This window comes from Ruegeria sp. SATB045 (assembly GCF_059613525.1).
Genome location: NZ_JBXWSR010000002.1, coordinates 18,535 through 29,625 on the forward strand (window position 1 = coordinate 18,535; position 11,091 = coordinate 29,625).

Consider the following 11,091-nt stretch of genomic DNA (forward strand, 5'->3'; position numbering starts at 1 on the left):
CTATGGCAAGTCTGCGCGGCATGAAGAAAATCTCGCAGTCGCCGGTTGATCCCGTATTCGTTCAGGACCCCTATCCTTTTTATGACCATGCGCGCAGGTTCGGAGACCTGTTTTTCTGGGAAGACTACAACAAGGTTGCCGCAGTATCGCACAGAGCCGTTCAGACACTACTGAAAGATCGGCGATTTGGGCGCGAGAAGCCAACCGAATTGCAAACCCCCGGCCCCGATCATCTGGCAGCTTGGCAGGCGATCGAGGATCATTCTCTTCTCGAACTGGAACCTCCGCGCCACACGCGATTGCGTAGTCTGGTCATAAGGGCCTTTACGTCCCGCTCTATTGCCGCGATGACCCCAGACATCGAACAACTGTGCCGCGACCTTATCCACGAATTTCCCGACGAACCGTTCGATCTGCTGCAGACATATTGCACGCAGGTGCCAGTGATCACCATTTGCCGGTTGCTGGGCGTACCCGAGCATATGGCCCCTGACCTTCTGCAATGGTCCCACGATATGGTCGCGATGTACCAGGCAAACCGAACCCGCCAGACCGAAGACCGGGCAGCGCAGGCATCAGCGCAGTTCACTGAGTTCCTAAGCAATTATATCGACCTGCGCCGCGTCGAGCCGAGTCCAGATCTGATCACAAAGCTGATCGCAGCCGAGGAAGACGGCGAAAAGCTATCGCGGGACGAATTGATTGCGACTTGTGTGCTTTTGTTGAATGCCGGACATGAGGCGACGGTCCATGCGTTGGGAAATGGCGTAAAGACACTGCTTCAGACCGGAACAAGGCCAGACGTATTGGATGAGAACCGGATTGACGGCACCGTTGAGGAGATCCTCAGATATGACCCGCCCTTACACATCTTCACACGCTACGCCTATGAGCAGGTTGATCTTTTCGGCCACAGCTTCAAACGAGGCGATGAGGTCGCCTTGTTGCTTGGCGCTGCAAACCGCGACCCTTCCGTTTGGGCCGATCCAAATCAGTTCTTACCCAGCCGAGACGTCGTAACAAATACCAGCTTTGGCGCAGGGCTGCATTTCTGCGTAGGCGCGCCATTGGCGCGTCTCGAGATGCGCATCGCCCTCAAAACCCTATTTGATCATTGCCCGTCCCTGCGCCTAGAGGGCGATCCGGACTATTCCAACACGTACCACTTTCACGGGTTGACCCGCCTGATGGTCACGACCTGACGGATTATTCTGCGACCAGAGCGTTCAGCGGCAGCATTGTGGTCGATTTGATCTCTTCCATGGACAGCAGTGCGGTCACATTGTGAACCCGCACTTCCGAGATCAGCGTTTGGTAGAATTCGTCGTAAGCCCGCGCATTTTTGACCCGAACCTTGAGGATGTAGTCAATGTCACCCGCCAAACGATGCGCCTCTTGCACCTCGGGACGGTCGCGAAGGGCCTTAAGGAATTTGCGCTGCCAGTCTGCTTCGTGTTCGGACGTGCGTATAAGAACGAAGAACGTCGCTTCAAAACCCAGTGCCTCGGCATCCAGCAAGACGGTCTGTTGACCGATCACACCGGCCCCCTTCAGCTTGCGGATTCGGTTCCAGACCGGGGTCTTCGAACTGCCAACACGCGCGGCAATTTCGTCCAGTGATTGGCTGGCATCGCGCTGCAGCTCAACCAGAATTTTCCGATCTGTGTCGTCAATTCGCACCGACATCCCAATTTTTCCTTTGTTTCGAAACTCACGTTCTCCAACGCGCCGTCGAAAGAACATTTGTTCTTATTTATGCACCCATATGGCGCAATACCGGGAATATTTCCTATATTGCAGGTCAAGTCAAACGAACCGGAACCAAACATGCAGAACGCGCATTCACATAACGGAGCAGGACATGTCGACTTTGTCGGCGCGGGTCCGGGCGATCCTGAATTGCTGACGCTCAAGGCGTTGCGTGCGTTTGAATGCGCGGATGTGGTTTTGCATGATCGGTTGATAAGTGCCGAAGTTCTGGAATTGGCCGGCAAGACTGCTGTTCTGGTTGATGTTGGCAAAGCCGGGTTCGGCCCCTCGTGGAAGCAGCAGGATATCGACGCACTATTGGTGGAACATGCGCTGAACGGACAGCGCGTCGTCCGGTTGAAATCCGGTGACCCTACCGTGTTTGGGCGTCTGGACGAAGAGATCGAGGCCGTTGAAGCCTCGGGCATCTCGTGGGCCATCATCCCCGGTATTACTGCGGCGTCCGCAGCTGTTGCTGGGATCGGTCAAAGCCTGACCCGACGTGGCCGAAATTCCTCGGTCCGGTTCTTGACGGGGCACGACATGAAGGGTTTTGCCGATCACGACTGGGCTGCTTTGGCGCGCCCAGGTTCCGTCGCAGCAATTTATATGGGTAAGAAGTCAGCCCGTTTCATCCAAGGCCGACTGATCATGCACAGTGCGGATCGAGAAACCCCCGTTACGTTGATCGAAAACGCATCGCGTTCCGACCAACGCGTTATGGCCACCAATTTGGATCGCCTACCCGCTGATCTGACCGCCGCCGAAATGGACGGCCCTACCCTCACATTCATTGGCCTTGAACCGCGCCAAGCGGCCCAGGCCCTGACCGAATTCAATAAGGAGCACGCCTGATGGCCCGCGCTTTTACCCCCAAAATCGTCACCGCAAATGACTTGCTGGAAGGCGACGTGATCTACCTGACTGAAGATGACCGCTGGTCGCGTGATCTGGCCGAAGCCGAACTGATCACCGACGAAGCCCACGCACAGGTCCGTCTGCTGGACGCCGCACGTCAGGCCAACAAGATTGTTGGAGCCTATCTGGCCGATGCCGTGGCTGGTGAAAACGGGCCCGAACCCACCCATTTCCGCGAGGACTTCCGCCGTACTGGCCCGTCCAACTATGCCCATGGCAAGCAGGAAACAGCAACGCAGCCCCGGGCCTGAGCTCAGGCCCTCTCTCTCCCCTTTTCAAGGCCCCAGGTTCGGGGCTGCAACTAAGGACAGCTAATCATGTATCGCTACTCCGAGTTCGACACAGCATTTTTGGCAGAACGTAACAAGCAGTTCCGCGCCCAGGTTGAGCGTCGCATCGACGGCTCGCTGACCGAGGATGAATTCAAACCCCTGCGCCTGATGAACGGCCTGTATCTGCAGTTGCACGCGTACATGCTGCGCGTCGCCATTCCCTATGGCACGCTGTCCAGCGCACAGATGCGCCAACTGGCCCTGCTGGCCGAGAAGTGGGACAAAGGCTATGGCCATTTCACCACCCGCCAGAACATCCAGTATAACTGGCCCAAGCTGAACGACGTGCCCGATATGCTGGACGCGCTGGCCGAGGTGGGCATGCACGCCATCCAGACCTCGGGCAACACCATCCGCAACGTGACTGCGGACCATTTCGCCGGTGCCGCCGCGGATGAGATCGCCGATCCCCGCCCCTATGCCGAGCTGCTGCGCCAGTGGTCCACTGATCACCCGGAATTCCAGTTCATGCCGCGTAAGTTCAAGATCGCCATCACCGGCAGCGAAAACGACCGCGCCGTGATCAAGGCACACGATATCGGCCTGCAACTGGTCGAGCGTGACGGCGTTCTGGGTGCCCGCGTGATCGTAGGTGGTGGTCTGGGCCGCACTCCGATGATCGGCAAGGAATTGTCGGATTTCGTCGCCTTTGACGATCTGCTGGCCTATCTTGAAGCGACTGTGTCCGTCTGGAACCAGATCGGCCGCCGCGACAACAAATACAAAGCCCGCATCAAGATCACCGTCCACGAAAACGGCATCGACACCATCCGCGCCAAGGTCAACGAGCGCTTCCTGCAGGTTCGCCCGCAGTTCAAAGGTGCCGATATGGCGTTGTTGGAAGAGATCAAAGGCCACTTTGCAGCGCCTGATTTCCGTCAGGGCTCGGTCGCGTCGTTTGAAAGCGCCTATACCAAAGATCCGGTCTTCCGTTCATGGGTCGACACCAACATCGCGCCGCACAAGAACGCGGATCATGCGATTGTCACGATCTCGATCAAAAAGCACGGCGCGACGCCGGGTGATGCGACCGCTGAACAGATGCGCGTGATGGCCGATCTGGCGAAAGAGTTCGCTTATGACGAGCTGCGCATCAGCCACGAGCAGAACGTGATCCTGCCGCATGTCCACAAATCGGACCTGCCCGCGATCCACGCCAAGCTGAAGGAATACGAGCTGGCGACCGCCAATATCGGCCTGATCAGCGACATCATCGCCTGCCCGGGCATGGACTACTGCGCATTGGCCACCGCACGCTCAATCCCCGTTGCGCAGGAAATTGCGACCCGCTTTGACGATCTGAAGCTCGAGCATGATATCGGCCACCTGAAGATCAAGATCTCGGGCTGCATCAACGCTTGTGGGCATCACCACGTGGGCCACATCGGCATTCTGGGTCTGGATCGCGCAGGCGTCGAGAACTACCAGATCACTCTGGGCGGCGACGGCACCGAAACAGCGGCCATCGGCGATCGGACCGGCCCCGGCTTTGCCTATGATGAGATCGTTCCCGCGGTCGAGCGGATCGTGAACACCTATCTGGAACAGCGTGACAGCCCCGAAGAAGAGTTCCTGCAGACCTATCGTCGTGTCGGCATGGCTCCATTCAAGGCGGCTCTGTACCCCGAGGCTCAGGCGAATGCCGCTTGATCTGATCCAGACGGAACTGGGCAAAGACCGCAGCGAACTGACCGAAAAGGTCGAGGCGCTGAACGCCCGGTTCCGGCACCACAGCGCGCATGACGTGATGCATGGTGCCATCGAAGAGATTGAAGACCTTGCCCTGGTGTCCAGCTTCGGGGCCGAGTCAGTTGTGTTGCTGCATATGGCGGCTGTAGTCGACAAGATGACCCCGGTGCTGTTTGTGGACACGCAGATGCTGTTCACCGAAACGCTGGAGTACCAGCAGGAGGTCAGCGAACGTCTGGGGCTGAAAAACGTCCATATCATCCGCGCCGAGGATGAGGATGTGCAGCGCGACGACCCTTATGGTGCCTTACGCCTGCGCGACACGGATGCGTGCTGCAACTTGCGGAAGACCTTTCCGCTGCAAAAAGCCCTGACGGGCTATTGCGGCTGGATCACAGGGCGCAAGCGGTTCCAGTCCGGCACACGCGCCGCGCTTGACTTCTTTGAGGTCGAGGACGGCACCGGTCGGATCAAGGTTAACCCGCTGGCCCATTGGGCGCCCGAGGACGTGCGCGCCTATATGGAAGAAAACAACCTGCCACGGCATCCGCTGGTGGCCAAAGGATACCCTTCGATCGGCTGTGCGCCCTGCACCTCTCCGGTCAAAGAAGGCGAAGACCCCCGCGCCGGACGCTGGCGCGACCAGAACAAGGAAGAATGCGGCATCCATTTTGTCGATGGCAAAATGGTGCGCGCCGGAGAGACAACATGAACGTAATCGTAACTGATGAGGGCTTTGCCCCCGACGACTGGACCGATGGGTTTGTCACGCTGGAAGACGCCGCCAACGACGTGGTTGCGCTGGATGTGGCTTCGGACACCGACCCGGATGAACTGTATGACCGCCTCGGCAGCGCCAGAATGGTTCGCGTGGACTTTCCGTCCTCGGCCGATGGGCGCGGGTTTACCATCGCGCGCATTCTGCGCCTGAAAGGCTATACCGGGCGTTTGCGCGCGCGCGGCCATGTGTTGGCCGATCAGTTTGCGATGGCCCGTCGCAGCGGCTTTGACGAAGTCGAGATCGACCAGGCCCTTGCGCAACGTCAGCCCGAAGATCAGTGGTTGGCCCGCGCCAACTGGCAGGACAACAATTATCAATCCCTCCTGCGCGGATAACTGAACTTTACGTCAGTCAGCGCGACGTTGGGGCAACTGCCCCTTTTCCTGACGTGGATCAAAGATTAAACGGAGATGTCGGTTTACCCAACCGGCAGTGAAACGATGACAGAGATGAAGCCCGTGACCGAAGCAACCGCCGTAAAGGCCCCCGTTCTGCCGGACGCGCAGACCGTAACCGACGTCAAACATTGGACCGACAGCCTATTTTCCTTCAAGGTGTCGCGCCCTGCCTCGCTGCGTTTCCGCTCGGGCGAGTTTGTGATGATCGGCTTGCTGGGCGACAATGGGAAACCTTTGCTGCGCGCATATTCCATTGCATCGCCGTCCTGGGACGAAGAGCTGGAGTTCTATTCGATCAAGGTGCAGGACGGCCCTCTGACCTCGAAGCTGCAGCACATCAAACCCGGCGACCAGATCATCCTGCGGCCCAAGCCCGTTGGCACGCTGGTCCATGACGCTCTGCTTCCGGGCAAACGTCTGTGGTTCTTTGCCACCGGCACCGGCTTTGCCCCCTTCGCCTCGCTGTTGCGCGAGCCGCAGACCTATGAGGATTACGATGAGGTTATCATCACCCATACCTGCCGCGAAGTGGCCGAACTGGAATATGGTCGCCAACTGATCGAAAACATCCGTCAGGACGAGATGCTGGCCGAGTTGATGGGCGAAGGTTTCGCCGACAAGATCCGGTATTACCCGACCACCACTCGGGAAGAGAGCCCCAAGATGGGCCGCATCACCGACCTGCTGAAAGACGGCACTGTCTTTGCTGATCTGGGCATCGAAGGCGGCATTAAGCCGAAAACCGATCGCGGCATGGTCTGCGGGTCGCTAGCTTTCAATCTGGATATCAAAGAGATTCTGGAGGAGTTCGGCCTGCGCGAAGGCGCCAATTCCGAGCCCAAGGAATTCGTGATCGAAAAAGCCTTTGTGGGCTAAACTGACCGCGCCGGGCACAGGAATGACTGTGGTCGGCGCATAAAGCTGCTGTGATACCTAAGAAATTCGGCCTTTTCGGCGCGGATCACGCTTGAATCAGCGCGCCGGGCGGTCTAAATTTCGGGCTCGAATTTCTGCAATCATCAAAGGAATGAACCCATAGCTCGCAGACCTCACAACGCGCCGCCTCAGAGAGATACCGGCCCGCGCGTCAATGAAAAAATCCGTGCCCCCGAAATCCGCCTGATTGGCGCTGACGGCGATAACGTCGGGGTGGTTCATCCCGCCAAAGCCATGCAACTTGCCGCAGATGCGGGCCTTGACCTGGTCGAGATTTCGCCCAATGCGAACCCGCCGGTCTGCAAGATCATGGATTTTGGCAAGTTTAAGTACGAGACGCAAAAACGCGAAGCCGAGGCGCGCAAAAAACAAAAAGTCATCGAGGTGAAAGAGGTCAAATTCCGCCCCAACACCGATACGCATGACTATGACGTCAAAATGAAGAACGTTTTCAAGTTTCTGGAAAAAGGCGACAAAGTCAAAGTCACTCTGCGGTTCCGTGGCCGTGAGATGGCGCACCAGAACCTTGGGCGCGAATTGTTGGAACGTGTCGCCGAGGACATCAAGGAACTGGGCAAGGTCGAAAACATGCCCAAGATGGAAGGTCGTCAGATGATCATGATGATCGGGCCGCTTCCTCAGAAGTAATCAGGACCGCGTAAACCCTGAAGAAGCCTCCTTTTTTAAAGGGGGCTTTTGTTTTGCGATCTGGCTTTTACCCAGTGGAATGAATCGTGCAGGTCAAAGCCAAGCGATATCGTATCAATGATAAGAAGCAACGTCAGGAAACCGGCGTATTCAGGCGAAAGCGCCGAATCTGCGGACAACACCATCGCGATGACAATCACCAAAGGCCCCCAGCACAACAGGTGCGGCAAAGCCATCGCCTTGCTCATCCCTCGGGCGGCTAGCATGATCGGAATATTCAGGGCCATACCGGTTACTGCCAAAACGGCGATTAACTCACCGTGTGGTTGATCCATAAAAGCCAAAGGTGCAAGGTTAACCGGGATTAAAACTACGAGAACCCAAATCTGAACCCATGTTGGAAGACTTCGAAAACTCACCCAAATATCGTTAACCATTACACTCGCCCCAATAAAAAATTTGACTAATACTTTATTGAGTTAAAAAGAAAAGTCAGTTCACAAGGGTGTTATAGCACGGTCGAAATCGCTTTGCCCAGCTTCCAGGTTAATTCTTCGATTTGTGTGTCTTCAATGACAAATGGCGGCGCCAGAAGAATGTGGTCCCCCACACGTCCATCGCGAGTACCAGCCATAGGGTAGCAGATCAGACCTTCGGCAAATGCGGCCTGTTTGATCTTTCCAGCCAGTCCATTCGCCGGGTCAAATGGACGCTTGCTGCCCTGATCAGCGACCAGCTCGATCCCCCGGAACAAGCCTCGACCTCGAATATCCCCGACATTGGGATGCTGACCAAAAGCGTCTTCTAGTGAACGCTGGAGCTTTTGACCCATCGCCCCGGCTCGGGCGGGCAAATTGCGTGAGGTTAGCTCCTGGAGAACGGCCAAAGCTGCCGCCGTTGCGACGGGGTGGCCAACATAGGTATGGCCGTGCTGAAAGAACCCCGTCCCGTCCCGGATCGCGCTGTAAATCCCATCTGTACAAAGCATCGCGCCTATCGGTTGATAGCCAGCCCCTAGGCCTTTCGCGATACACAATATGTCAGGCACAACTCCGTCGTGATCGCAAGCGAACAAGTGACCCGTGCGCCCCATTCCGCACATCACTTCGTCCAAGATCAAAAGCACACCGTATTTGTCGCAGATTTCACGGATTCGCCTGAAATAGCCGTCAACAGCTGGGACAGCACCCAGAGTTGCCCCGACAACGGGTTCAGCCATAAAGGCCATAACGCTGTCCGGACCCAGGCGCAAAATTTCATCTTCCAACTCGTTGGCGACGCGTTGGCCGTAGTCAAAGCTGCTCTCTCCGTCAGTTTTTTCAGCATATTCGTAACATGGTGCGATATGCGTCATCTCTATCAGCATGGGCGCAAACTGCGCCCTACGCCAGGCATTGCCGCCAGCAGACAGCGCGCCCAACGTATTCCCGTGGTAACTTTGACGCCGCGCAATTACATGCCGTCGATCCGGCTGACCAACCTCAAGGAAATACTGTCGGGCCAACTTGATCGCAGCTTCCGTCGCTTCGGATCCTCCGGATACAAAGTAGACGCGGTCCAGATTTCCCGGCGCATTTTGTATCAACATCTCGGCCAATGCTTCCGCCGGCTCCGAGGTCATGAACCCCGTATGAGCAAAAGCAATTTTCTCAACCTGATCCTGAACGGCCTTGATGACCGACTGGTTTGAATGCCCCAGGCACGACACGGCTGCATCTCCGCAATCCAGGTATCGACGTCCCTGACTATCGATCAAATACGCCCCGTCACCCGCGACAGCGACCGGCAGTTTCGACTTCGTGTGTCTCGGAAATATGTTGCTCATAACGAACCTTTCTTAAGTGATGTAACCAAAGTCGACACGGACGCCGCATTGTCCGCCCAAACCGTTCCGTCTGGCCTGTACAAACTGTTTTCAAACCCGACCCGTACGTCTCCCCCTCGCGAGGCCGCCAGACGCAAACAAGCGTGTTCCTGTTTACCGAATGCGCAGACCATCCAGGGCGACACTCCCAAGGGAAACCGATCCAAATCTTCGAGCGCGGATTCTTGCCCCTGCATATACCGTCCCAGTACCAGAAGTCGGTCTGTCTGAGCCGATTTCACTGTTCCATTGGCCCGCCAATAGGACAGCAGAGCCGCATCTTCAGCATCATAAAGGATATGCTGCACGCGCGCCTCCATATCCGCACACACTGCGTACACTTTTGCAGCCAATTCCGGTGATCGAGCGATTTCGCGCACCGAGATTGAGACCCATGCAGGTCGAACCTTGGTAAGACAGTCCAACTGCTCGGCGACATCGTAAATACCGGCGGCCTCGGTCGTGATCTGGATATCCATGCCGGGAACGGCGCGCCGCAACTCGGTTATCGCTTCGAGATATCGCCCCGGATCCAACGAATGCGCTCCTTGTTCGTCACGCACATGCAGATGGAGACCGTGTGCTCCGGCAGAAAAACATGCCTTTGCCGTCGACACTATATCGTCGATCCCAACAGGAAGTTCCGCGTGGTCTTGCGACGTGCGACGCGCGCCATTTGGCGCGACCAAAACGTAAGGACGGGCTGTGTGCTTCATCGATGCGGCCTTGATTGCTTGGGCTCACTCTAGTTGTGTGCGAGCACGTTTTTAATTTACAATTTTCATAACAAATGTTTTTTTACACTATGCCAGATACACCGTCCCGAATTACGCACAAGCTGCGAGACGACATCTCATCAATGCCACCGGGCCTTCAGGCGGCGGCTAAGTATATTATCGATCACCCCGGCGACTTCGCGTTGGACTCTATTAGGGTTACGGCCAGTAATATCGGTGTCAGCCCGAACGTCTTGGTTCGGTTGGCTCAGCGCATGGGGTATGATGGCTTTGAAGCGTTCCGCACACCCTTCCGCAAAACTCTGGTCACCGACCAAGAATCCCAGCTGGGCCAAGAGTGGCTGGACACCACAGAGTCCGGAAGTGAACTGGATCGGGCACAAGCGAAGTTCGCGCACAATTCATTGAATGTCGTGACCCGCTCTCTGAGACTTATGCAGCCTGCGAAGGTTTCAAAAACCATTCACTACATCACCGAATCAAACAGATGTTTTGTGACAGCAACTCGGGCAAGCCATGCCTTAGCCTACTATTTTTCATACGCGGGTCGCATGGCGCATCCTGGCATACAGCTTGCTCCGCGACATTCGGGGTCCGTCATCGATGACCTGTTGGACTCGAATGATCGGGACTGCCTGATCGCCATCACGTTTCATCCCTATTCCGCCGAAACAATCGCCGCGATGCGCTTTGCAACACAAAGGGGGCTGAAAGTCATTTTGATTTCCGAAAGCGACGTGATCGCCCCAGGCATCGAACCTGACGTTGTTTTTCAGGTCAGCACCCGATCTCAGCATCATTTTTCCAACTTCGCGGGTGCTACGGCGGTTCTGGATTGCCTTTTGGGACATCTATTTGAAACCGGTGGCGAAGATGCGCGCAAAAGAGTCGAGCGCTACCAAAAAGCGCGCGAAGGTACCGGCGCGTATTGGCAACCGTCCAAACTCCCGCGACTTCGTCGATCCTAAAGTCAGCCCTGTTTTTTGCTTCAGGGCTGACGTTTGATTTAGCTACAGGCTTGGACGGCGCGTTTGGTCAT

General features: G+C 56.4%; 13 protein-coding genes. 9 read left to right on the forward strand and 4 right to left on the reverse strand.

The window, feature by feature from the left end:
- The first annotated feature begins 20 nt into the window (after positions 1-20).
- Positions 21-1,202 carry a cytochrome P450 gene (locus AC2FNR_RS00650; RefSeq protein ID WP_496847648.1) on the forward strand — a complete coding sequence of 394 codons (1,182 nt, stop codon included), beginning with the start codon at positions 21-23 and terminating at the stop codon, positions 1,200-1,202.
- Between the two features lie 4 nt (positions 1,203-1,206).
- On the opposite strand, the gene AC2FNR_RS00655 is transcribed toward AC2FNR_RS00650, so the two are convergent.
- On the reverse strand, positions 1,207-1,686 hold the full coding sequence (locus AC2FNR_RS00655) for an Lrp/AsnC family transcriptional regulator (RefSeq protein WP_170354013.1): 480 nt from the start codon (positions 1,684-1,686) through the stop codon (positions 1,207-1,209).
- Between the two features lie 141 nt (positions 1,687-1,827).
- Here AC2FNR_RS00655 and cobA point away from each other — a divergent pair, with 141 nt between their 5' ends.
- The 7 genes from cobA (at position 1,828) to infC (ending at position 7,451) form a co-directional block, all read left to right on the forward strand.
- A complete protein-coding gene (gene cobA, locus AC2FNR_RS00660; RefSeq protein WP_496847640.1) occupies positions 1,828-2,604 on the forward strand; it encodes a uroporphyrinogen-III C-methyltransferase in 777 nt (258 codons plus the stop codon).
- Entirely contained in the window at positions 2,604-2,918 is a 315-nt protein-coding gene (locus AC2FNR_RS00665; protein WP_170354009.1) for a DUF2849 domain-containing protein, read from the forward strand. Before cobA ends, AC2FNR_RS00665 begins: the two co-directional genes overlap by 1 nt.
- 66 nt (positions 2,919-2,984) lie before the next feature.
- A complete protein-coding gene (locus tag AC2FNR_RS00670) occupies positions 2,985-4,649 on the forward strand; it encodes a nitrite/sulfite reductase (protein WP_496847641.1) in 1,665 nt (554 codons plus the stop codon).
- On the forward strand, positions 4,639-5,400 hold the full coding sequence (locus AC2FNR_RS00675) for a phosphoadenylyl-sulfate reductase (protein ID WP_496847642.1): 762 nt from the start codon (positions 4,639-4,641) through the stop codon (positions 5,398-5,400). The genes AC2FNR_RS00670 and AC2FNR_RS00675 overlap by 11 nt, the downstream gene beginning before the upstream one ends.
- Entirely contained in the window at positions 5,397-5,804 is a 408-nt protein-coding gene (locus AC2FNR_RS00680) for a DUF934 domain-containing protein (RefSeq protein WP_496847643.1), read from the forward strand. The genes AC2FNR_RS00675 and AC2FNR_RS00680 overlap by 4 nt, the downstream gene beginning before the upstream one ends.
- Positions 5,805-5,909: 105 nt before the next feature.
- Entirely contained in the window at positions 5,910-6,743 is an 834-nt protein-coding gene (locus tag AC2FNR_RS00685) for a ferredoxin--NADP reductase (protein WP_496847644.1), read from the forward strand.
- A 246-nt stretch (positions 6,744-6,989) separates the two neighbouring features.
- On the forward strand, positions 6,990-7,451 hold the full coding sequence (gene infC / locus AC2FNR_RS00690; RefSeq protein WP_331251806.1) for a translation initiation factor IF-3: 462 nt from the start codon (positions 6,990-6,992) through the stop codon (positions 7,449-7,451).
- 35 nt (positions 7,452-7,486) lie between these two features.
- On the opposite strand, the gene AC2FNR_RS00695 is transcribed toward infC, so the two are convergent.
- The 3 genes from AC2FNR_RS00695 to AC2FNR_RS00705 all read right to left on the reverse strand — a co-directional run bounded on the left by AC2FNR_RS00695 (position 7,487) and on the right by AC2FNR_RS00705 (position 10,031).
- Positions 7,487-7,888 (reverse strand): hypothetical protein, encoded by a 402-nt coding sequence (locus tag AC2FNR_RS00695; RefSeq protein WP_170750977.1) that lies wholly within the window; start codon positions 7,886-7,888, stop codon positions 7,487-7,489.
- A gap of 71 nt (positions 7,889-7,959) precedes the next feature.
- Positions 7,960-9,276, reverse strand: a complete 1,317-nt coding sequence (locus AC2FNR_RS00700) for an aspartate aminotransferase family protein (protein WP_496847645.1) — start codon at positions 9,274-9,276, stop codon at positions 7,960-7,962.
- The gene (locus AC2FNR_RS00705; protein WP_496847646.1) at positions 9,273-10,031 is read right to left on the reverse strand and encodes a beta-keto acid cleavage family enzyme; all 759 of its coding nucleotides are present in this window, start codon (positions 10,029-10,031) and stop codon (positions 9,273-9,275) included. The genes AC2FNR_RS00700 and AC2FNR_RS00705 overlap by 4 nt, the downstream gene beginning before the upstream one ends.
- An 89-nt stretch (positions 10,032-10,120) precedes the next feature.
- Between AC2FNR_RS00705 and AC2FNR_RS00710 the strand changes: the two genes are divergently transcribed.
- Positions 10,121-11,020 (forward strand): MurR/RpiR family transcriptional regulator, encoded by a 900-nt coding sequence (locus AC2FNR_RS00710; RefSeq protein WP_496847647.1) that lies wholly within the window; start codon positions 10,121-10,123, stop codon positions 11,018-11,020.
- The last annotated feature ends 71 nt before the right edge of the window (positions 11,021-11,091 follow it).

Coding starts and splice junctions, on each gene's coding strand:
- AC2FNR_RS00650 (WP_496847648.1), top strand. CDS start 21: ATGAAGAAAATCTCGCAGTCGCCGGTTGATCCCGTATTCGTTCAGGAC.
- AC2FNR_RS00655 (WP_170354013.1), bottom strand. CDS start 1,686: ATGTCGGTGCGAATTGACGACACAGATCGGAAAATTCTGGTTGAGCTG.
- cobA (WP_496847640.1), top strand. CDS start 1,828: ATGCAGAACGCGCATTCACATAACGGAGCAGGACATGTCGACTTTGTC.
- AC2FNR_RS00665 (WP_170354009.1), top strand. CDS start 2,604: ATGGCCCGCGCTTTTACCCCCAAAATCGTCACCGCAAATGACTTGCTG.
- AC2FNR_RS00670 (WP_496847641.1), top strand. CDS start 2,985: ATGTATCGCTACTCCGAGTTCGACACAGCATTTTTGGCAGAACGTAAC.
- AC2FNR_RS00675 (WP_496847642.1), top strand. CDS start 4,639: ATGCCGCTTGATCTGATCCAGACGGAACTGGGCAAAGACCGCAGCGAA.
- AC2FNR_RS00680 (WP_496847643.1), top strand. CDS start 5,397: ATGAACGTAATCGTAACTGATGAGGGCTTTGCCCCCGACGACTGGACC.
- AC2FNR_RS00685 (WP_496847644.1), top strand. CDS start 5,910: ATGACAGAGATGAAGCCCGTGACCGAAGCAACCGCCGTAAAGGCCCCC.
- AC2FNR_RS00695 (WP_170750977.1), bottom strand. CDS start 7,888: ATGGTTAACGATATTTGGGTGAGTTTTCGAAGTCTTCCAACATGGGTT.
- AC2FNR_RS00700 (WP_496847645.1), bottom strand. CDS start 9,276: ATGAGCAACATATTTCCGAGACACACGAAGTCGAAACTGCCGGTCGCT.
- AC2FNR_RS00705 (WP_496847646.1), bottom strand. CDS start 10,031: ATGAAGCACACAGCCCGTCCTTACGTTTTGGTCGCGCCAAATGGCGCG.
- AC2FNR_RS00710 (WP_496847647.1), top strand. CDS start 10,121: ATGCCAGATACACCGTCCCGAATTACGCACAAGCTGCGAGACGACATC.